The sequence below is a fragment of the Micromonospora sp. NPDC050795 genome, assembly GCF_044456785.1.
Taxonomy (GTDB): Bacteria; Actinomycetota; Actinomycetes; order Mycobacteriales; family Micromonosporaceae; genus Micromonospora.
In genome coordinates this window covers 152,657-174,290 of the sequence record NZ_JBITGE010000009.1, presented here as the reverse complement: position 1 = coordinate 174,290, position 21,634 = coordinate 152,657, and the positions used below count along the sequence as shown (strand labels likewise).

The window sequence follows — 21,634 nt, the reverse complement described above, 5'->3', positions numbered from 1 at the left end:
TGTCACTGCTACCTCAAGAGCCCCTTCGGGCACCTTGGCCTGCCGGTGGCAACGTTGTCAAATGTAGCGCGACGGCGCGATCGGCTCGGATCATCCTCGACAGGCCCGCCACCAGGCACGATCCACTGCCGGGCGGCGGGCGGGCGTTCTCGTCGTCATCGAGTGATCTTGATTCGACCAGGACTCCGGCGTCGCACCCACGACGCGATGACGACCGATGGCCGACGGTGTGACCCACGCCTCGGTCCTGAGGCCCGATCGACGGTGATCGTCTCGTCAGGTGCGCGACCAGGAGGGGGACGTGCGACTTAACGTCCCTTAAGTGCGGATCGGCCCGGTTGCGCCACCGCCCTCCCGCGTCGACGGGTCAGGACGGGCGCAGCACCGCCTTGATCACCCCGTCCTCCCGGCGGTCGAAGCGGCGGTACAACTCGGGGGCGTCGGCCAGAGTGCCGTGGTGGGTGACGATCACGCTGGGCCGCGCCCGACCCGCGACGACCAGGTCCCGCAGCAGGACCGTGTAGCGGCGGTCGTGGGTGCGACCGAACCGGACCGCGACCCCCTTGCTGAACAGCGCACCCCAGGGCGCGACCAGGTTCTCGTGACCGTCCGCGCCGGGACCGGGGTGCGGGTCCCGGTCCGGATAGACGCCCGCGACCCCGATCGCACCCGCCGGGTTGACCAGCCGGGCCGCATCGGCGATCACCTGGTTCGGACGCTCCCGAGCGGGGTGCTCCCGGTCGCGGGCCTGGAACCCGACCGCGTCGATGACCTTGTCGACCCCACCCAGTTTTTCCTCGCCGAGCGGCAGCCCGGTCCGGGCCCGGTCGGCGCGGATCTGCTCGACCGGGTCGCCCCGGCGAAAGTCGACCGGCACGGCACCGATCTCGCCGGCCTTGTCGAGTCGGGCGTCGACCCCGTCGACGGAGTACACGACCCGGGCGCCTCGGAGCAGCGCCGCGTAGGCGCCCAGCAGACCGATGGTGCCCGCGCCGAACACCGCCACGGTGTCACCGGGCCCGACCTCGGCGAGGGAGGCGGCGGCATGCCACCCGGTGACGAACGCGTCGGCGAGCAGCACGAAATCGTCCTCGTAGGCGTCCCCCGGCTCGCCCGGGAGGGCCACGCAGTTGGCGTCGGCCCACGGCACGCGCAGCAGGTCGGCCTGCGCGCCCCGGTACGGACCCATCCCCGCGTACCCGTACGCCGCGCCCGGCCCCTCGGCCCGGGCCCGTAGACAGGCCGCCGAGAGCCCGCGGGCACACATCACACACGTCCCGCAGAACAGGTGCGTGGGGATCACCACCCGGGTGCCCGGCCGGACGGTCTGCACTGCGGCGCCCACCTCCTGCACCACGCCGAGCGGTTCGTGACCGAGCACCAGGCCGGGCTCGGCGCTGGTCCGACCGTCGTACATGTGCAGGTCGGTACCGCACAAAGCGGTGGAGGTGATCCGGACGAGCGCGTCGGTCTCCGCCTCCAGCGTCGCGTCGGGCACCTCCCGCACAGCGACCGTCCGGACGTCCGTGTAGACGACGGCTCTCATCCCGGCTCTCCTGTTCGGCGGTGGAACGGCCGGTCTTCCCCTGACCGGGCCGTTCATACCCACCGCCGGCTGTCAGCCCATCGACCGCACCCGGTCGGGCTCGATTGTCAGAATGATCCGGACCTGGTCCTGGCCACCGAACCACGGGTACGGCCCACCGAGGTAACGCTGCGCCAACTGGTCGATGTGCTCGGCGGCGCCCTCGGTGCTGGTGCGCACCACCCGTCCTCGGACCTCGTGGTAGCGACCCGGCTTCTGCGGGTCGGAGATCGCCACCGCCACCCGTGGGTCCCGCCGGACGTTCCGGGTCTTCTGGTGGGTCTCCACGGTGTTGATCAGAATGTGCGTGCCGTCGGTGTCCACCCAGGTCTGGGTGAGCTGTGGCGAGCCGTCGGGCATCAGCGTCGTGACGAAGCAGGTGCTCGGCTCGCGCAGCAACGTGAGCAGGTCGTCGGGCAGATCCACGGCAGGGTCTCCTTCCGGGTGACCAACCTCGTGTTGATCACACGCCAACGGTCGCACGAAATGATCAACGCCGCCGGGCAGATCCATACGAGCGGCACTCGCGCAGATCGAGGGGCGGGTCCTGCTCGCGAAATTGCTCAACGATCCGACCCAGCTGGAGACGTTGTGGCGCAACTGCCTCGACCTCCTCCAGGTGCCGGCACAGGCACGGACCACCACCGGCTGAACGGACGACTGTCGCTGTCCGTCCACTCCGGGCGCACTGCGCGGCCGCTCAGTAACATCGGCGAGGCACGATATTCAGGCGGAGCACTCCCGACCGGATCGAGCACTCGACATGACGACCGAGCAGACCACGTCTCCCCCACGCGCCGGTGTCGGCATCGCCGCTCAGGGGCTGGATCAGAGCGTCCGGAGCGGTCGCCAGATCCTGACCGACATCTCGGTGAGCATCGCGCCGGGCGAGTTGGTCGCGATCATCGGTGCCAGCGGCGCCGGCAAGACCACCCTGCTGGAGATCCTCGCCGGGGTACAGCGCCCGGTGGCGGGCACCGTCACGTACGACGGCAACACCACGGCCGGCACCATCGGTGTCGTTCCCCAGGACGACATCATCCACCGCGAGCTGCCCCTGGCCCGCACCCTGCGGTACGCGGCCCGACTGCGCCTGCCCTCCACCGCCGGGCCGGCCGAGATCGGCGACCGGGTCGCGGAGGTGCTCGCCGAGCTGCGACTCACCGACCGGGCCGCCACGCCGGTCGGCCTGCTCAGCGGCGGTGAACGCAAGCGCGCCAGCATCGCCGTCGAGCTGCTCACCCGACCCGGCGTGTTCTTCCTGGACGAGCCCACCTCCGGATTGGACCCGGCGATCGCCGTGGAGCTGCTCCGGGTGCTCCGCGCGCTCGCCGACACGGGCACCACCGTCGTACTGACCACTCATCAGGTCACCGACGTGGACCACTGCGACCGGGTCGTCGTGCTGACCCGTCAGGGCCGGTTGGCGTTCACCGGCACCCCGACCGCCGCCCGGGAGTTCTTCGGCCTGCGGTCCCTGGCCGAGGTGCACCTCCGGCTCGACGAAGCGACGCAGCCGGCCGAGTGGCCCGATCGCTTCGCCGAGCAGCGCGCGGCCGAACAGGCGCCCCGTACTCCCGGCCGGGGTGACGTCGCCGCGACGCCGTCCCGGCGCGTCGGCCGGCTGCGCCAGTGGGCGGTCCTCACCGCGCGCAACACAGAGATCGTCGTCCGCAACCGGCTGACGTTGGCGATCCTGCTCGGCTCGCCGCTGATGGTGCTCGGCATGTTCGCGCTGTTGTTCCGCCCGGGAGCGTTCGAGCCGACCAGACCCAGCCCGACGGTGACCGTGATGATCCTGTTCTGGATCGCGTTCGGCGGCTTCTTCTTCGGGCTGACCTACGGGCTCCTCCAGATCTGCACCGAGCTGCCGATCCTGCGCCGGGAGCGGCTGGCCGGTGTCCGGCTGGTCCCGTACCTGTTGGCGAAGGTGGCGGTGCTGCTGCCGTTGCTGGCCCTGGTGGACCTGGCCCTGCTCGGGGTGCTGCGCGGCATGGACCGGCTGCCGCCGGTCGGCGGCGCCGACTTCGCCGCCCTGTACGCGACACTGCTGCTCTCTTCGGCGGCGGCGCTCGCCCTCGGTCTGCTCTGCTCGGCGGCCGTGTCCGACGCGGCCCAGGCGACGCTCATGCTGCCGATGCTCTGCTTCCCACAGGTGCTGTTCGTCGGCGCGATCCTGCCGGTGCCGGCGATGGCGGTCGGCGGTCAGTGGCTCAGCTACGCGATGTCGAACCGGTGGGCGTTCGAGGGCCTGGGGCACACCGCCGGGGTGGAGCGGCTCTGGCGCGACGGCGGCTCCCCGCTCGGCCCGCCGCTGCTGGCCACGTACGGCGACAGCTTCTCCCGGCCGGTGTGGGTCGACTGGCTGGTGCTCGGCGGTTTCGTGCTGCTTTTCCTGGGCGCGGCCTGGGCGGTCCTGCTCCGACGGGATCCCCGTCGTGGGTCCTGACCCGACGCCGCCCGCCTCCCCCACGGCGCTGCCGGGGTACGCCGCCACCGGCCGGATCGACGAGCTGCGTGCCACCGAGTACCGGCACCTGGACACCGACGGGCAGGTGTACCTCGACTACGCCGGAGCGGGGGTGGCCGCCCAGGCGCAGGTTCGCGCCCACCACGACCGGTTGCTCGCCGGCCTCTACAGCAACCCCCACTCGGAGAACCCCACGAGCGTGGCGGCGGGCTCGCTGGTGGAGTCGGCCCGACGCGCGGTGCTCGACTTCTTCCGCGCCGACCCGGACGAGTACGCGGTCATCTTCACGCCGAACGCCAGTGGCGCCTGCCGGCTGGTCGGCGAGGCGTACGAGTTCGGCCGGGCCGCGCCGCTGGTGCTCACCTGGGACAACCACAACTCGGTCAACGGCATCCGCGAGTACGCCCGGTCGGCTCGCGCGTCCGTACGCTACCTGCCGCTGAACGGGCCGGAACTGCGGATCGCCGAGTCGGACCTGGTCGCGGCGCTCGACGCCGGCCGGGGTGGCCTGACCCTGCGGTGGGGTCGGCCCGGTCGTCGCGGGCTGTTCGCCTACCCGGCGCAGAGCAACTTCTCCGGGGTGCAGCACCCGCTGGGCTGGGTGGAGGTGGCCCAGCAGCGGGGCTACGACGTGCTGCTCGACGCGGCGGCCTTCGCGCCGACGAACCGGCTGGACCTCAGCGTCGTCCGGCCGGATTTCGTCTGTCTGAGCTGGTACAAGCTCTTCGGGTACCCCACCGGGGTCGGCGCGCTGCTGGCCCGCCGCTCGGCGCTGGCCCGGTTGCGCCGGCCATGGTTCGCCGGCGGCACGATCCGCGCGGTGAGTGTGCAGGGCGACTGGCACCGGCCGATGGACGACGAGTCGGCGTTCGAGGACGGCACGCTCAACTTCCTGAGCATCCCGGACGTGGAGTTCGGGTTGCGCTGGCTCGACTCCATCGGCGTGGACCTGGTCCACGCTCGTGTCGGCCTGCTCACCGAGTGGCTGCTGGAGCGGTTGGCCACCCTGCGGCACGACACCGGCGGGCCGCTGGTCCAGGTGTACGGGCCGACGACGGGTGCGGGGCGCGGCGGCACCGTGACCTTCAACCTCCGCCACCCGGACGGCACGCTGGTCGACGAACGGCTCGTGGCGCGGGAGGCGGCAGCGGCGGGCCTCTCCCTGCGTACCGGCTGTTTCTGCAATCCGGGCGCGGCCGAGGGCGCATTCGGGATGAGCCGGACGTCGATGCGGCAGCGGCTGTTAGCGGGGGTCGACACGATCGACCAGTACCTCACCGCGCTGGGGCTGCCGACGGGCGGCGCGGTCCGCGTCTCGTTCGGACTGGCCTCGACCGCGACCGACGCGGAACGCCTCGTCGACTTCGTCCAGTCGACCTACCTCAACCGGAGTGCCGGTACGGAGTCACCACTGCCACCTCGGCTGCGCTGCTGACCTGCCCGACCGGGCCGACTAGCTGACCTGGGCCACCGGCGCCGGGCGGTGCTTGATCTCCTCCATGAACGGGAACCGGGCGGTCAGCTCGGCGATCGTCAGGCCGGACCGCCAGGCCGCAGCCACCTGGGCGACCTGCACCAGGTCCATGACGTCGCCGCGGGCGAGGACCTCTCCCGAGACACGCAGGTCAATCATGAAGTACCGGGCCTGCGATCCCAGCCCCACGCAGACCACGCCCTCGTCGGAGTGCAGCTCGGCGCAGGTGAACCGGGCCCGCCCCTGCTCCGGCGCGGTCACCCGGCCGACATCGAGCCCGCGGCGGGCAGCAGTTTCGATCAGCGCGGGGGCCAGGCCACCCCGCTCGACCAGATCCGGGTAGAGGCGCACACCCAGCGCCGTCGACGCCTCGCTCATGACTGACTCCCACTTCCTTGTGACAGAGACCAGCAGCGCGCAGGTTACGGGAAAGTTTCCGGCACGCCTCGTCATCCTGTCCCGCGTGGACGCCCCACGGCAATAGGAAGGGTCGATTCGACCGCTATCGAGTAACCCTCGGCCGCGCCGAACTCCTTCGATGGGTCGGCGTCGTCCATCTCGGAGGCATCGAGGGATGACACTGCGACGGCCGGCCTCGGCGCTTCGCCGCTCACTCGTCAGCATCGGGCGGTAACGGACGGTCGTGATATTGGAAACACTCTTGACAGAAAGACACCATATCGACATGCTTCGCTTAGAGAGCGCTCTCTACCCTGGTAAACCGCCTCCATCACCCCCAAGCTGAGGAGCCTCCCGTGTTCACAGCCCGGCCCAGCCTCCGCTTCCGCCCGCTCGTACTCCTGGCGGCCACCCTCGTCGCGACCGCGACGGCGCTCGTCGTCCCGGCGCACCCCGACCGGGCCGAAGCCGCCATCGGTTCCATCAGCTGGCAGGACGAGTTCAACTCCCCCGCCGGCACGCCCGTCGACCAGAACAAGTGGCGGTTCGACACCGGCGGTGGCGGCTGGGGCAACAACGAGCGGCAGTACTACACGAACAGCACCAGCAACGCGGTCCACGACGGTCAGGGCAACCTGGTCATCACCGCCCGCCGGGACAATCCCGCCAACTACCAGTGCCACTACGGGCGCTGCGAGTACACGTCGGCGCGGTTGCTGACGGCGGCCACCTTCACCCAGACGTACGGGCGGTTCGAGGCCCGGATCAAGATCCCGCGTGGTCAGGGCATCTGGCCGGCCTTCTGGATGCTCGGCACCGGCGGCGGGTGGCCCGACGCCGGCGAGATCGACGTCATGGAGAACATCGGCCGGGAGCCCAACACCGTCTACGGCACCGTGCACGGGCCCGGCTACTCCGGAGCCGGCGGCATCACGGGTAGCCGCACCCTCGGCGCGCCGCTCGCCGACACCTTCCACACCTACCGGGTGGACTGGGAGCCGAACGTCATCACCTGGTACGTCGACGGGGTGCAGTACCACCGGGTCGATCCCGCTCGGCTCGGCGGCAGCCGCTGGGTGTTCGACCACCCCTTCTTCATGATCCTCAACGTCGCGGTCGGCGGTAACTGGCCCGGCTACCCCGACGGCTCGACCCAGTTCCCGCAGCAGATGCTCGTCGACTACGTCCGGGTGTCCAGCTACACCTCGGGCGGCGGTGGCGACCCCACTCCCGGCACCAACCGGATCAGGGGCGCGCAGAGCGGTCGCTGCATCGACATCCCCGGAGCCAACCCGGTCGAGGGCGCGAAGCTCCAGATCTGGGACTGCAACACCACGGCGGCCCAGAGCTGGACCTTCGCGTCCGACGGGACCGTCCGCGCGATGGGCAAGTGCATGGACCCGGCCTGGGCCGGCACCGCCAACGGCACCGAGGTCAACCTGGTCAGTTGCAACGGCAACACCGCGCAACGCTTCACCCTCAACGGCTCCGGCGACCTGGTCAACCTCAACGCCAACAAGTGCGTTGACGTACGGGAGGCCAACCCCAACAACGGTGGCAAGCTGCACCTGTGGGACTGCCTCGGCGCCGCCAACCAGAAGTGGTCCCGCATCTGATCACCCGAGCACCAAGGCGTGGGCCGTCCGAGGAGTCACTCGGGCGGCCCATCGCCGTAGCGACCTTCGCCCACCTCCTCGAACCGGATTGACTCGATGGGCGCGAAGGCCGGGCTCATGACCACTATGTTCGGATTAGTCCTGAATCCGGCAGTCCCGGGAGTGAGCTCATGTCGCACCACCTCGATACACCCCTGGCCGCTCAGGGCGGCCAGTTGTACATCGACGACCTGTACGTCTTCAACGGTGACCGCGCCACGGTGTTCGTCATGGACGTCAACAGCTCGGTGACCAAGGCCGACATCAAGCGCGGCTTCCACGCCGAGGCGCGTTACGAGATCAAGATTCACATCAACGGCACCGAGATGGAGGACCTGACCTACCGGTTCGCCTTCGGCGAGCCGGACGGCGACGCCCGGCAGACCCTCCAGTTGTACGAGCTCACCGGCGCGGACGCCCGCGACGACGCCGCGATGGGCACCCCCATCGCGGAGGGGCGAACCGGCGAGGTGACGACCGGCGGCAACGTCCGGATCTGGGCCGGCCGGATCACCGACCCCTTCTTCGTCGACCTCGACGAACTCGCCACCATCAACGGCGCGGTCAAGAACGGTTCGCGGGTGGACCGCTCGGCGTGGCGGGTCGACCAGGCCAAGAACAGCTTCGCCGGCACCACTGTCGAGTCGATCGTCCTCGAGGTCTCCCACGACGAGCCGCTGCTGCGCGACGGCACCGAGATCGGCGTGTGGTGCCGCACCATGCTGGCCACCGACGCGGGCGGGTGGCGACAGATCAACCGCGCCGGCCACCCCATGATGTGGCCGATCTTCTGGCCCCACGACACCGACTTCTCCGACCCCGCCAACTTCCGGCACCCCGGGAACGACCTCGCCGAGGGCGGGGAGGAGATCGCGAACGCGGTCGCCGGGGTGGTCAAGGCGAACGGCACCGCACCGGATCCGCAGGCGTATGGCTGGAGCGTCGCCCGGCAGCTCTACCCCGACCTGCTGTCGTACAAGGTCGGCACGGCAGCGAACTTCGGCTTCGCGGTCCGCAACGGACGAACCCTGGCCGACAACGCGCCCGAGGTGATGTTCTCCCTGGTCCTCAACACCGGCACCACGGCCGGCCTCACCTCGGAGGTCACCAAGGCCGCGCGTTCCGCCACGTTCCCGTACGTGGTCGCGGCCTGAATCCGCTCGCAGGGCTCGGCGGCCGGTACGGCGCCGAGCCCTTGCCGTGCGCGCCTGCCGTGAGGGCCCAGCACGCGCAGGGGGGGCATCCATGCTTGTGCCCGACGCACACACGACGCCACGACATCCTGGGTCGAGCCCGATCATCGAACGCCCACCGGGTGATGCTCGAGCCATTCGAGCACTTATGGGCGTTTTGCGTAGATAGTCTCTTAAGTGCTTCCCAGCGCTCTTTAGGACAAAGGAGACTCGATGCGTAGAAAGATTCTCGCGGGCTTGGCCGGCGTCGCCGCCGTCGTCGCGCTCGCCGGACCGGCCGCCGCGGACACGACGGGCGACACGATCGTGACCCTCACCGTCGACGCCGCCGGCGGTCTGTCGATCACGGTGCCGGCCTCGGCGAACATCGGCCACGGCGTGGAGGGCTCGACCATCACCGGTCAGCTCGGCCCGGTCACCGTGCTGGACCAGCGCGGGTCGCTCACCCCCAACTGGACCGCCAGCGTCATCTCCACCGACTTCAAGACCGGCGGTGGCACCTCCGGAGAAACGATCCCGAACATCAACGTCCTGTACTGGTCCGGTCCCGCCACGGCGACCGCCGGTGGTGGCACCTTCACGCCGGGCCAGCCCACCGCCGCCCAGCAGGTGATCATCAACGTCCCCCGGACGGCGATGAGCCACACCGGCGGTACCGGCAACAACTTCGCCACCTGGAACCCGACCCTGGTGGTGAACGTGCCCGTCGGCACCGTCCAGGGTGTCTACACGGGGACGGTGACACATTCGGTGTTCTGAGCCGCTCGGCCGGCTGGTGCTGCTGGCCTCGGTCGCCCTCGTGGCGCTCGGGGTTTCGGCGGCACCAGCCGTTGCCGTGCGGGAGCAGCGACAGGACCCGGCCGAGGAAGCCGCGATCAGCATCCGCATGCTGGACATCCCGGCCAGTCGGGTGCAGGACCCGAGGGCCCAGGTCTACATCGTGGATCACCTGAAACCCGGCACGACGATCAACCGCCGGGTCGAGGTGCAGAACACCTCCGCCGAGGTGCAGAAGATCGAGTTCTATTCCGGAGCCGCTTCGGTCGAGAACAACGCCTTCACCGTGCCCGAGGGGCGCGTGGGCAACGAACTGAGCGGGTGGATCCGGCTGAAGACCGCCACGATGCGGCTCGATCCGGGCGAGCGACGACCCGTCGAGGTCGAGCTCACCGTGCCGAAGAAGGCGTCGAAGGGCGAGCGGTACGCCGCGATCTGGGCGCAGGTCACCAGCACCAAGGAGCGCACCGGCAACGTCACCCAGATCCACCGGGTGGGCATCCGGGTCTACCTCGACATCGGTCCCGGTGGTGAGCCGCCAACGGACTTCCGGATCGAAGGGTTGGCCGCCGAGCCGGGCGCCGGTGAGTTCCCCGTGGTCACCGCGAAGGTCACCAATACCGGCGAACGTGCGCTGGACATGACCGGCACCCTGTCGCTGACCAAGGCGGCGGTCCAGGCCGGTCCGTTCAAGGTGACCAACGGCGTGACGATCCTGCCCGGCCAGAGCGGTCAGGTCCGGATCGAGGTCAACCAGGCCCTGCCCGCCGGGACCTGGGACGTGCACGCGAAGCTCGCCAGCGGCACCGTGGAACGCACCGCGACCGGGAAGATCGCCCTACCCGTCGCGGCGCCGATGACTGTCGCGACGTCCAGCGGGCCGAGTTGGCTGGTCTACACGGTCGGCGGCATCGCCCTGCTGGTGCTGGTCACCCTTGGTGGCTGGTACCTCGTCCGCCGACGCCAGGCCCAGTGGGCCTGACCACCCACCCACCGCCCCACTCCATCTGCCCGGCCGTTCCCCGGAACGGCCGGGCAGCATCGTTCCGCGAGTCGATCATGCACTTGTGGTGCCCGACTTGCGAGCGACAAGACCGATTCACCACCCACCACAACTCCATGATCGACGGGGCTGGGGTGGGGCGAGGGCGGGCGGGGCAGGAGGCGGGTTGGGGCAGGGCGAGGGCTAGATGACCGAGTGCGTCACGACCGACACGTAGTTGCCGACCACCACCCCGGACGGGAGCGTCACGAACAGCGTGGGGTTCCAGGTGGCGGAGTTCGGGCCTCCCGCCTGGCCGGACCATCCCGCGGCCACCCGCGGGGCGTTCAGCACCGCACCGGGCTGCGGGACGAACGATCCGACACCGGTGCTGGCGAGGGCGGGCCCCGAGGCGTACGTGATGTTGCTGTTGGGGATGGTCTCGCCCCCCGAGCCGGAGCCGGTGGTGAAGCTCGTGCTGGAGACGACGCTGACCCAGTTGCCGGAGAACGGGCCACGGTCGTCGGTGACGGTCACCGGGCCGAGGTGGCCCGCGACGCCGGTAGTGCCCGAGGTGACCGTGCCGAGCGCCGAGATCGCCGGGACGCTGATGGAGAGTCCACCGAGCGGGGTGATGACCAGGTCGACCGGTCGGGTTGCGGACTGGTCGAACGAGTCGGTCACCCGGACGGTGAACGGGAACGTCCCGGACACTGTGGGCGTGCCGGAGAGCAGGCCCGTGACCGGGTCGAGGGTCAGCCCGGCGGGCAGGCTCCCGGCGCTGACCGACCAGGTGAACGGGCCGGTGCCGCCGGTCACCGTGAGCTGGTACTGGTACGGCTCGTACGCCTTGCCGGGTGGGGGCGGTGGGAAGGTCAGCGTCGGTGACGCGTTGACCGTCACCGGCCCGGAGGGGGCCGACTGCGGGCCGGTTCCGCCGGCGTTCGTCGCGGCCACCCGGAAGGTGTACGTGGCACCGGCGGTCAGCCCCGTGACGATCTGGGTCGTGGCGGTTCCGCTGAAGACCCGGGGTGTCTGCGCCACCCCGTTGAGGTACGGCGTCACCGTGTAACCGGTGATCGGCGACCCCCCGTTGGCCGGGGCGGTCCAGCTCACCCTGGCGGCGTTGGTGCCGGCGGTGGCCGAGGTGTTCGTCGGTGCTCCCGGCACTGTGTACGGGACCACCGCCGCCGAGGGTGGGCTGGCCGCGCCGGTGCCGAACGCGTTCACCGCCGCCACCCGGAAGGCGTACGACGAGCCTGCGGTGAGCCCGGTCAGGGTGCGGCTGGTGGTGGAGGCGTCGAAGGTCAGGGTCGGTTGGGTGACGCCGTCCCGGATCGGGGTGATCAGGTAGCTGGTGATCGGGCTGCCGTTGTTGTCCGGCGCGGTCCAGCTCACTGTGGCGCTGGTGATGCCCGCGACCGCTGTGGGGGTGGTGGGCGTGCCCGGTGTGGAGGCGTAGACGAAGTTCGCCGATCCGGCCGAGCCTCGGGTGACGACGCTGACCGTGACCGTCGCCGGGCCGGACCGGGCGGGCATGGAGGAGATGGCGAGGGTGCCGTTGGGGTTCACTGTGAAACAGCCGGCGGCCGGGCCGGCGGTGCACGGCACCAGCAGCACCGACGTGCCGGCCTGCTGTTCGGCGGCCGTACCGATGGTGATCGCGGTGGCGCCGGTGAGGTTGCTGCCGCCCACGGTGACCGGGACGCCCCCGGAGACGGAGCTCTGGGCCGGGGTGACGGTGATGCCGCTGGGCGCGGTGGCCGGCGCGACAGGTGTGGTGCCGGTGGCGAGACCGGGGTTGGCGTCGGTCGACGACGAGGTAGCGACTGTCGTGGTCTGGATCTGCGCCGGTGTGACACCGGTGCCGGTGACTGTCGCGACGACGGTGATGGGCGGCAGGGAGGTGCCGCCGGCGAACGGGCCGTTGCTGTTGGTGCAGGTGACGGTCTGTCCGGACGGTGCGGCGCAGACCCAGCCGGAGCCGTACGCGGCGCGGGGGACGACACCGGCGGGAACGGTCTGGGTGACCGAGATGGGCGAGGTCTCGGTGGCACCGGCGTCGACCCCGGCGGTGATCGAGTAGGTGACCGGGTCACCGGGCTGCGGGGAGGCGCCGACGGAGCTGGTCTGTGACACGTTCAGGTCGGGCACCGGGTTGAAGCTGACCGCTTGAGCGTTGTCGACCTCGTGGAAGTCGGTGACCGAACCGGTCGAGCCCACCCAGCCGAAGGCGAGTTGCCGTGGGTAGCCGCTGGCGTTCAGCCAGGTCGGTGACGGGTACAGACTGGGCGACACGACCGGGAGCATGCCTGACAGGGTCCGGGCCGCGCCGCCGATCGGGGTGAACCTGACCCGGTACTGACCGGCCGGAGTGGCGATACCGGAGTCGGTGGTGTACGGCGACGAGGTGGTGTTGATGACGACTTCGACCGGCACCACGGACGCGGCCCGGGTGCTGGCCCGCAGCGGCAGGGCGGGTGCCGAGGTGCTGCCTGCGGTGCTGTCGATGGCGCAGTAGCCGACGCCGTTGCGGCCCGGCCCGCGGATCACGACCTGGCCGGGGACCCGCCCGCCGGTGGTCGAGATGTACGGCGGGTTGGTGCAGCCGGTGCCCTGGTAGGTGCTGTTGCTGAAGTTGCCGAAGACGTCGAGACCGACGCCCATGTAGCCGTTGGAGAGTCCCGCGGACACGCCGTTGAACGCCGCCGAGTAGCCCAGCGAGCCGCCCGTCGGGCCGAGGGTCGACGGGGACCTCGGGTTGGCGGGGTCCACAGCGGCCAGCGCGAAGGCCAGGCCGTCGGCGCCCGGGCTCGTGCCGCCGTACTGGTAGGTGTTGAAGGTGAGGTGCAGGCCCTGCGAGGTGGGCACGCTCACCGCACCGAACACCCCGCCCTGCCGGTTGATGGTGGCGGGGGTGAGGCGCAGTTTGCCGGCGCCCTGCGGGTCGGTGGAGGTGGTGCAACTGAGCAGCGGGCCGATGGTGGAGTTGCCGGCCGCGCTCAGGCAGGCGGCGTTCGTGGCGAGGAGGCCGGGCACGGCGGGTACCGCCACAGCACCGATGCCGTTCGCTGTGTTGTTGTGGAAGGGCTGGTCGAACAGGACGGAACCGGCCGCCGACGCCGGGAGGGGCGCGACCGCGAGAACTCCGACGGTCACGGCTACCGCCAGCGTTGCGATGCTGCTCGGACGACGCCGGCCCCGAAACGACATGCCCACTCCCAGCTTTCACTCCAGTCCCGAACTGGACTATATCCCCCTAAAACACCCATATTTTTCATACAGGGATAAAGGTGGCCTGGGACTCGGCCCCCTGAAGCGCACCGACCTCCTCGGCAGGGCCGAGGAGGTCGGTGCGCCGGGGCTGGGAGCTGTCAGCCCTCGATGTCGCGGGGGTCACGGCTGCGGGGGTAGGTGTTCTTCTCCCCGATCGTGCCGTCCTGCTTCTTGATCACGTGTTCGACGCCGCGGTCGGCCGCCATCTCGCGGCCCTGGGCCTGCGCGTCGGCCTTCACGTCATGCGTGCTGGTGGCCCGCTCGTGGCCCTCCGGCTTGTTCTTCCACTGCCCGTCCTCGTGGTACGTGTCGACATCACCCTTGGCCATGGCCGGCTCCTCCCTGCGTCGGAACTGTCTCCCGAATCAGTGCCCCGAGCCGTGCGGGGCAAACCGGATTCCTCAGGAGACGGCCGGGCAGTTGTTGCTCACCCGCCGGAGGATCTGTTCGCGTTCGTCGGTGGTGATGCCCGACGGCGCGCCGTCGAAGTGGGTCTCGACCTTCTCCCAGCCGCGGCGCTGCTCGTAGTGCAGGTGCGGCGCGCCGGAGTTGCCGGTGCTGCCGAGCCGCCCGATCTGGTCACCCTGGGCCACCTTCTGGCCGACGGTGACCAGTGGTGGTTCGAGCATGTGCAGGTACTGCGTCTCCCACTTGCCGCCGTGGTCGATCTTCACCCAGTAGCCGCCGCCGCGCCCCCGCGGGCCTTCCGGGCTCTCCGGGTTGCGGCCGCCCAGCGAGCCGTTGATGCCCGCCACGGTGACAGTGCCGGCGTACGACGCGAGCACCGGACGCCCCCACGTCTCGCCCTCGACCGGGAAGAAGTCGACGTCGTAGTCGTCGTGACCGGGGTAGGTGCTGAGCTGCCACGTCTCGCCGCAGGTCACCGGCATCTGGAAGAGCGGGCGCGGACCGGCCGGTCGCAGCATCGGCACCGCGACCACCGCGACACCCACGAGGGCCGCCACCGCCACGAGCGCGAGCAGGATGCGGATGGCACGGCTTCGAGGGCGGCGGTGGGAGCGGGATCTGGTGGGGCGACCGGTCGTCACCGGGCCGAGCATGGCAGATCCGGGCAACCTCCCGGCTCGGAGGTAGCACCCCACAGCCTTGACATTGCACTCGAATCGCAAACGAGATACCGTCAGATTCAATGCAGTTGTATTGCAACGAGAGTGGGCTCCCATGCAGGTGATCGCGTTGTCCGAGGTGACCGCTGCCATGACCGCCCTGGTCGGGGGCAAGGCGGCCGGGCTGGGCGAGCTGATCCGGCACGGCGAACAGGTCCCCGACGGCTTCTGCGTCACCACCGAGGCACACCGGCTCGGCGTCGTCCCCACCGCCGAGGTCGTCGCCGCGTACCAGCGGCTCGGCGCGGGCCCGGTGGCGGTGCGTTCCAGCGCGACCGCCGAGGACCTCCCGGACACGAGCTTCGCCGGGCAGCAGGACACCGTCCTCGACGTCACCGGCACCGACGAGCTGATCGCCGCCATCGAGAAATGCTGGGCTTCGCTGCACAGCGACCGGGCGACCGCCTACCGCGACGCCCGCGGCATCGATTCTGAGACAGTGCGGATGGCCGTCGTCGTGCAGCGCATGGTCACACCCACGGTGGCGGGAGTGCTGTTCACCGCGAACCCGCTGACCGGGCGCCGCGACGAAATGGCCGTCGACGCCGCCGCCGGCCTCGGCACCACAGTGGTGGACGGCGCCGCCGTCGTCGACCACTACGTTCTCGACGACGTCACGCGCGCCGAGGCCGGATGCCTGACATCCCCGCAACTGGCCCGCCTCCGCGCCACCGGCGAGCGGTTGCAGGCCCACTTCGGCTGCCCACAGGATGTCGAGTGGGCGATCGACGCCGAGGACGTGCTGTGGCTCCTCCAGTCCCGGCCGATCACCAGCCTGTTCCCCGCCCCGCCGTCCAGCGAGAAGCCCCTCCCCCGCGTCTACCTGGAGTTCGGGCACGTCCAGGGCATGCTGCAACCGGTCACCCCGATGGGCATGTCGACCCTGCGCAGGCAGATCGCCGCGATGCTCGCCGCGCTCGGGGTACGTGTCGAGATCGTCGACATCGGCGGCCGCCTCTACGGCGACCTGACCGACCTCGCCCGCGACCGGTCGTCCCGCAAGCGGCTGGTGAAGCTCCTGGCTGTCGACTTCGGGCCGCGCGCCCAGGCGGTGATGCAGCACGTGCTGGCCGATCCCCGGTTCGCCCCGACCAGCGGCGGCGACCGGCGCGGTGGGGCATCGGGAGCCGCGTCGCTGCGGACGGCCCGTCGCGCGGTGGCGGGGATCCTGCGGGCGCTGGCCCGTCCCGAGGCCGCACGGACCCGGATGTTCGAGGCGATCGAGCAGCTGAGGGTGAGCTCAGCCGCCCCCGCCGACCTGCGTACCACCGGCGACCGGCTGCGCTTCGTGCAGGCGCAGGACGCCGACGCCGACGACACCGCCGACGCGATCATGTGGCCGATCGTCGCCGGGATGCTCGCCGCCGCCCTGCCGACCGCGCTGCTCAAGGGCGTCGCCGGCCCGGACGAGATCCACACCGTGCTGGGCGGCATGCCGCACAACGTCACCATCGAGATGGACCTGGCCCTGTGGCGGCTCGCCCAGGGCGTGGGCGACCACCGCCGGCTTCTCCTCGACACCTCGCCGGCCGAGTTGGCCGCACGCCACCTGCACGGGACGCTGCCCGACATCGGCATGGCGGCCTTCCTGGACGTCTACGGGCACCGGGGCGTCGCCGAAGTCGACCTCGGGGTGCCGCGGTGGGCGGAGGACCCCACGCCGGTCTTCGCCGCGGTCGCGAACTACCTGCGGGTGACCGATCCGCAACAGGGTCCCGACCAGCGCTTCCAGCGGGCCGCCTCAGCGGCGGAGACCGCGCTGGAGGAGTTGGTCACCCGAGCGCGCCGTCGGCGGCCGGTGCGGGGCCGGCTCGCCGGTTTCCTGTTGCGCCGCGCGCGGTCGTTGGCCGGCCTGCGCGAGGCCGGCAAGTTCGCCGGGCTGTACCCGCTGCGCGAGACCCGTCGTCAACTGCTGCTCATCGGCGCCGACCTGCACGCCCACGGGTTGCTGGACCAGCCCGACGACATCATGTTCCTGACCCTCGACGAGGTACACACCGCCGTACACCAGGGTGTTGATCTGCGCGGCACCGTCACCGCCCGGCGGGCGGTGCACCGCCGGGAGCTGCGGCGTCGGACCGTGCCGGTGGCACTGCTCTCCGACGGTACGGATGTCGAGACCGTCCTGCCTGCGGCATCGACCGGCGACGGGACGCTCGCCGGAGTGGGCGCGTCGGCGGGCCGGGTGACCGGCCCCGCCCGGGTCGTGCACGACCCGGGCACCGCCCACGTCGAGCCCGGCGAGGTCCTGGTGGCCGCGACCACGGACCCCGGCTGGACCCCGCTGTTCCTCACCGCGGCAGCGCTGGTCACCGAAACCGGCGCGATCATGGCGCACGGCCCGACCGTGGCCCGTGAGTACGGCATTCCCGCCGTCATCTGCGTGCCGGACGCCACCCGGACCATCACCACCGGGCAGCTCGTCACAGTGGACGGCGGTGCCGGAACCGTCACGCCGCACGGACCGTCGACCCCCGAGTGAGTAGGACGACCATGACCGACACGAGGACACCGACCGGGGCGCGGGTGGGCCCGCTGCTGCGTCGGGCGGCCGCGGCCGAGGCCGCGACGTGGCGCAGCCTGTACGTGTGGGCGCGGCGTCGTCCACTGCCGCTGGGGCCCGGCGACGAGCCGTTCGGCTACCTCGGCGTGGTCAAGCCGATCCTGGGCATCTTCATTGGCCTGTCGGTCGTGGAGATCCCGATCTTCGACGTGGTGGTCACCCACGTGGTGCCGTGGCGGCCCGCCCGCTGGATCGTGCTGGGCCTCGGCATCTGGGGTCTGCTCTGGATGATCGGCCTGTTCGCCAGCATGACGATCCACCCCCACGTCGTGGGCGACCGGGGTCTGCGGGTGCGGCTCAGCTCGGGCATCGACATCTGGATCCCGTGGACGGACGTGGAGGCGCTGCGCAAGCGCTACCGTTCGCTGCCGTCGAGCAGATCGGTGCAGGTCGAGCAGGAAGGCGACCGGCGGGTGGTGTCCATCTCGGTCGGCAGCCAGACCAGCATCGACGTCCTGCTGCGCCGGCCGCTGACCTTCGACCTGCCGAAGGCCGGGTCCACGCCGGTGAACGAGCTGCGACTGTACGCCGACGACCCGGACGGCCTGCTGCGCAGCGCGCGGGGCACTCCGGTGAGCCACACCGTCAGCCGGTGACCACCGCGCTGGCGGAGTCTCCGGGCCACCCACTGTGAAACGATCGAGGCCATGCCCAAGAAGGTCGATCACCAGGAGCGACGCACCCTCATCGCGGACGCGCTGATGCGGGTCGCCGCGGATCAGGGCCTGGAGGCCGTCAGCCTTCGACACGTGGCCGCCGAGGCCGGGGTCTCGGCGGGGATGGTCCAGCACTACTTCCGGACCAAGGACGAGATGATGGCCTTCGCGTTGAGTGTGGTGCGGGAGCGCAGCCAGAGCCGGGTCACCGAGGCCGTGGCACGGCTGGGCGAGACCCCGTCACCTCGACTGCTGCTGCGGACGATGCTCGCCGCGCTGCTGCCGCTCGACGACGGCACCCGCGACAACGGACGGGTGGCGCTCGCGTTCCTCGCCTACACGGCGGTGCGACCCTCGGCCGCGCCCAGCCTGCACGAGGACACCGCGCAGTTCACCGGATTCATCGCCAGCGTCCTGCCCGACCGGCACGGCGTCGCCGCCGCGGCCGGCCTGCTGGCGCTGATGGAAGGGCTCGGTGTCTACCTGCTGGGCGGGCAGTACACCGCCGAACAGGCGCTGGGCGCGCTGGACGCCCAGCTGGACCTGCTCTTCGGCTGAACATTTCAGTGGTGCCGACGTCGCGGTGCCCCCGGTAGCGGGGACACCGCGACGTCACCCACATCCGAGTGGATCCCGCCCGGCTCAGTGGGTCGTGACGCTCGCCCGCGCCTTCAGTCGGCGCAGCTCGTCGGCGGACATCAGCCAGGTGGAGTTCGTCGTACCCAGGCCGAGGAGCACCTGGTCGAAGGTGTTGCCGTCGTTGTCGTCGGTGTAGCAGACGCTCACCTCGCCCCAGGGCGACGCGGCGACGGCGAAGTGCTCCTGGCGACCCGTCGTGGTCTGGCTCAACGCCTGGGCCGCCAGCCGGCCGGTGGACGTGCCGTCCGGGTTGAGGCCACGTGCCCAGACGTCCGGGTTGACGCCGGACACCGTCCAGCCCACCACCACGTTGTCCTGGTCGTCGATGCCGACCCCCGGAGCGATGGCACCGGCTCCGGTGGAGACCGGAACCTCGTCGTGCCGGGCCGTGCCCGCGGCGGTGAACGATCGGGCCCAGACACCCCGGGTGCCGGTGTGGTCGGATTCCCACCCGACAGTGAAGTCACCGGCGAAGTTCGCCGCCACCGAGGCCCGCTGCTGCTGCCCGCCGCTCTGCGCGTTGGCCGTCCGCCGCGACAGCGCCACGGCACCGTTGGACCGGGCCAGCCGGGTCAGCCCGATGTTGTACGAGCCGTTGGCGTCGGCGTCCTCGTCCCAGACCACCAGCGCCTCGCCGGAGGCGGACACCGCAACGTCGGGACGGTGGTGCGTGCCCGTCGTCTGCGAGGCGGTTACCTCGTACGCCTTGGTGGTGGCGGCGGTGAAGCCGGCTGCCTTGACGGTGGCGGGAGCGGTGCCCTGCACGTCCTCCCAGACCACTGTGAAGCCGACGGCGGCGGCGTTGGTGGGCGCGCCGTCCGGGTCGACCGCTACCTTCGGCCAGATCTGCTGCCCGGCGTCACTGGCGTTGGCCTGCCCCGAGCCGAGCACCGCGCCGGCCGGCGACACCACCCGGTACTGGATGTTGTAGACGCCGTTGCCGTCGCCGTCGGCCGCCCAGACCACCACGGCGTTGCCCCGGTCGTCGAGCCCGACGTCGGGGCTGAGGTGCCGCCAGGCGGCCCCGCTGGTCCCCCCGGTCGAGAGCTTCAGCTCGTACGCCGGTGTGCCGTCGCGGAACAGCCGCAGGTAGATCTCGCTGTGGGTGTCGTCCTCCGGTGCGGTGCTGTCCCGGTCGTCCTCCCAGACCACGGCGACGTGGCCGTTGCGGTTCATGGCGATGGACGGCAGGTCCTGGTCGCCGGTGGCGACGCTGTTCGCGGTGGTCCAGGTGACCGCCTCGGCGGTCATGGCGGTCGGGCCCTGAACCACGTTCGGGATCAGCAGGGACGCGGTGAGCAGTACGGTGATCGCGGTCATGGTGGCTCTCTCCCTTACCCGGCCTGCAGGCCGGGCTGGCCGTCGAGGATGACGAACGAGCGCACCGTGGACGCCGCCGCGCCGTGCTCGGTCACCGTGTTCACCGCGCGGAAGTCCGCACGGACCTGGCTGCGGGTGATGGTGGTACGGACGTAGCCGCGCCGGTCCGAGTAGAACTTCAGGTGCGGGTTGGCCGCCGCGTTCGGGACCGTGGTGCTGCCGCTGCCGTTGCCGGTCGAGCTGATCGAGGTGCAGACCAGCTCGGTGCCGACCGTCGCCGAGGAGGGGTTGGCGTAGTCGGCCTTGAGATCGTTGGCCCACGAGCGGTGCACGTCGCCGGTGAGCACCAGCGGGTTGCGCACCCCACGCTGCTGCCACCCGCCCTGGATGCGGCTGCGGGAGGCCCGGTAGCCGTCCCACGCGTCCATGCTCGCCGCCCCGTTCGCGTCGAGTTGCTGGGCGAAGAAGACCTGCTGGCCGAGGATGTCCCAGGTGCCGTAGCGCTGGGCCAGCCCGTCGAGCAGCCACGCCTCCTGGGTGGCGCCGGTCAGCGACCGGGAGGGCAGGTCGGCCTCGGCGCAGACCTTCCAGCCGTCACCGCAGGCCTGGTCGTCGCGGAACTGCCGGGTGTCGAGCATGTGGAAGGTGGCGAGCTGCCCCCACCGGACCCGCCGGTACAGCGGGATGCTGTTGCCGTTGGCGGCGGACGCCGGCCGCAGCGGCATGTTCTCGTAGTAGGCCCGGTACGCGGCGGCGCGCCGGGCGGTCCACTGGGCTGCGGTCAGCGTGGGGCTGCTGTCGTTACGCACCATGTTGGCGTAGTTGTTCTCCACCTCGTGGTCGTCCGGCACCACCAGCCAGGGCGCCGCCGCGTGGGCCGCCTGCAGGTCCGGGTCGGACTTGTACAGCGCGTACCGACGGCGGTAGTCGGCCAGCGACACGATCTCGGTGCCGACGTGCTGCCGCACCGTGGAGCTGCCGACGCCGCCCTCGTAGATGTAGTCGCCGAGGTGCAGGATCAGACCGGGGTTGTCCTCGGCCATCCGCCGGTACGCGGTGTAGTAACCGGCCTCGTAGTGGGCGCACGAGGCGAAGGCCATCACCAGGTCACGGCCGAAGGAGCTGGGCGCCGGGGCGGTCCGGGTCCGCCCGACCGGCGAGATCTGCCCCTGGGCCCGAAACCGGTAGTAGTAGTCGGAGTCGGCGGCGAGCCCGCCCGCGATGGCGTGCACGGAGTGCGCGTCGGCGTACCGGGCGACCACCGAGCCGGAGGCGACCAGCGAGGTGAACCGGTCGGTGGTGGACACCTGCCACTCCACCGTCACGTCGGCGTTGGCCATGCCTCCCTGCCCGTCGGCGTTGAGCGGGGAGGGTGCCAACCGGGTCCAGAGGACCACGCTGTCCGGTGCCGGGTCACCGGACGCCACACCGAGTTTGAAGGGGTACGGCACCGCTGCGCGGGCACCCTGGAGAGGTGTCACAGCGACTCCGGCGGTCACCAGTCCACCAAGGACGAAT

The 21,634-nt window shown here is 71.0% G+C and carries 17 protein-coding genes; 9 read left to right on the top strand and 8 right to left on the bottom strand.

Going from position 1 to position 21,634, the window contains the following annotated elements; all coding sequences use genetic code 11:
* Positions 1-367 precede the first annotated feature (367 nt).
* On the bottom strand, positions 368-1,546 hold the full coding sequence (locus ACIBEF_RS10890) for a glutathione-independent formaldehyde dehydrogenase (protein WP_396793056.1): 1,179 nt from the start codon (positions 1,544-1,546) through the stop codon (positions 368-370).
* Between the two features lie 72 nt (positions 1,547-1,618).
* Positions 1,619-2,011 carry a PPOX class F420-dependent oxidoreductase gene (locus ACIBEF_RS10885; protein WP_393221251.1) on the bottom strand — a complete coding sequence of 131 codons (393 nt, stop codon included), beginning with the start codon at positions 2,009-2,011 and terminating at the stop codon, positions 1,619-1,621.
* Positions 2,012-2,348: 337 nt separating this feature from the next.
* Here ACIBEF_RS10885 and ACIBEF_RS10880 point away from each other — a divergent pair, with 337 nt between their 5' ends.
* On the top strand, positions 2,349-4,034 hold the full coding sequence (locus ACIBEF_RS10880) for an ATP-binding cassette domain-containing protein (RefSeq protein WP_396793053.1): 1,686 nt from the start codon (positions 2,349-2,351) through the stop codon (positions 4,032-4,034).
* Positions 4,024-5,490, top strand: a complete 1,467-nt coding sequence (locus tag ACIBEF_RS10875) for an aminotransferase class V-fold PLP-dependent enzyme (RefSeq protein WP_396793051.1) — start codon at positions 4,024-4,026, stop codon at positions 5,488-5,490. The genes ACIBEF_RS10880 and ACIBEF_RS10875 overlap by 11 nt, the downstream gene beginning before the upstream one ends.
* An 18-nt stretch (positions 5,491-5,508) precedes the next feature.
* Here ACIBEF_RS10875 and ACIBEF_RS10870 read toward each other — a convergent pair whose 3' ends face one another.
* Positions 5,509-5,907, bottom strand: a complete 399-nt coding sequence (locus ACIBEF_RS10870; protein WP_396793049.1) for a hypothetical protein — start codon at positions 5,905-5,907, stop codon at positions 5,509-5,511.
* Between the two features lie 377 nt (positions 5,908-6,284).
* Between ACIBEF_RS10870 and ACIBEF_RS10865 the strand changes: the two genes are divergently transcribed.
* From ACIBEF_RS10865 to ACIBEF_RS10850, 4 genes are all read left to right on the top strand, one after another.
* Positions 6,285-7,544, top strand: coding sequence for a family 16 glycosylhydrolase (locus tag ACIBEF_RS10865; RefSeq protein WP_396793046.1), 1,260 nt, complete (start codon positions 6,285-6,287; stop codon positions 7,542-7,544).
* A 170-nt stretch (positions 7,545-7,714) separates the two neighbouring features.
* Positions 7,715-8,737, top strand: coding sequence for a DUF4331 family protein (locus ACIBEF_RS10860; RefSeq protein WP_396793044.1), 1,023 nt, complete (start codon positions 7,715-7,717; stop codon positions 8,735-8,737).
* Between the two features lie 252 nt (positions 8,738-8,989).
* On the top strand, positions 8,990-9,535 hold the full coding sequence (locus ACIBEF_RS10855) for a hypothetical protein (RefSeq protein ID WP_396793042.1): 546 nt from the start codon (positions 8,990-8,992) through the stop codon (positions 9,533-9,535).
* A gap of 76 nt (positions 9,536-9,611) precedes the next feature.
* Positions 9,612-10,535 (top strand): hypothetical protein, encoded by a 924-nt coding sequence (locus ACIBEF_RS10850; RefSeq protein WP_396793039.1) that lies wholly within the window; start codon positions 9,612-9,614, stop codon positions 10,533-10,535.
* 204 nt (positions 10,536-10,739) lie between these two features.
* Here the strand turns inward: ACIBEF_RS10850 and ACIBEF_RS10845 are convergent, their stop codons facing one another.
* The 3 genes from ACIBEF_RS10845 to ACIBEF_RS10835 all read right to left on the bottom strand — a co-directional run bounded on the left by ACIBEF_RS10845 (position 10,740) and on the right by ACIBEF_RS10835 (position 14,872).
* Positions 10,740-13,748, bottom strand: a complete 3,009-nt coding sequence (locus ACIBEF_RS10845) for a fibronectin type III domain-containing protein (protein ID WP_396793037.1) — start codon at positions 13,746-13,748, stop codon at positions 10,740-10,742.
* A gap of 161 nt (positions 13,749-13,909) precedes the next feature.
* Entirely contained in the window at positions 13,910-14,140 is a 231-nt protein-coding gene (locus ACIBEF_RS10840; protein ID WP_354942245.1) for a DUF2188 domain-containing protein, read from the bottom strand.
* A 72-nt stretch (positions 14,141-14,212) separates the two neighbouring features.
* Positions 14,213-14,872 carry a M23 family metallopeptidase gene (locus ACIBEF_RS10835; protein ID WP_396793035.1) on the bottom strand — a complete coding sequence of 220 codons (660 nt, stop codon included), beginning with the start codon at positions 14,870-14,872 and terminating at the stop codon, positions 14,213-14,215.
* A 121-nt stretch (positions 14,873-14,993) separates the two neighbouring features.
* Here ACIBEF_RS10835 and ACIBEF_RS10830 point away from each other — a divergent pair, with 121 nt between their 5' ends.
* The 3 genes from ACIBEF_RS10830 to ACIBEF_RS10820 are packed head-to-tail and all read left to right on the top strand — an operon-like array spanning position 14,994 to position 18,715.
* A complete protein-coding gene (locus ACIBEF_RS10830) occupies positions 14,994-17,420 on the top strand; it encodes a PEP/pyruvate-binding domain-containing protein (protein ID WP_396793032.1) in 2,427 nt (808 codons plus the stop codon).
* An 11-nt stretch (positions 17,421-17,431) separates the two neighbouring features.
* Complete coding sequence (locus tag ACIBEF_RS10825; RefSeq protein ID WP_396793030.1) at positions 17,432-18,097, top strand: hypothetical protein; 666 nt, start codon at positions 17,432-17,434, stop codon at positions 18,095-18,097.
* Between the two features lie 51 nt (positions 18,098-18,148).
* The gene (locus ACIBEF_RS10820) at positions 18,149-18,715 is read left to right on the top strand and encodes a TetR/AcrR family transcriptional regulator (RefSeq protein WP_396793028.1); all 567 of its coding nucleotides are present in this window, start codon (positions 18,149-18,151) and stop codon (positions 18,713-18,715) included.
* Between the two features lie 84 nt (positions 18,716-18,799).
* On the opposite strand, the gene ACIBEF_RS10815 is transcribed toward ACIBEF_RS10820, so the two are convergent.
* Both ACIBEF_RS10815 and ACIBEF_RS10810 read right to left on the bottom strand, forming a co-directional pair.
* Positions 18,800-20,116, bottom strand: coding sequence for a hypothetical protein (locus ACIBEF_RS10815; RefSeq protein WP_396793026.1), 1,317 nt, complete (start codon positions 20,114-20,116; stop codon positions 18,800-18,802).
* Between the two features lie 14 nt (positions 20,117-20,130).
* The gene (locus ACIBEF_RS10810; protein WP_396793024.1) at positions 20,131-21,597 is read right to left on the bottom strand and encodes an alkaline phosphatase D family protein; all 1,467 of its coding nucleotides are present in this window, start codon (positions 21,595-21,597) and stop codon (positions 20,131-20,133) included.
* Positions 21,598-21,634 lie beyond the last annotated feature (37 nt).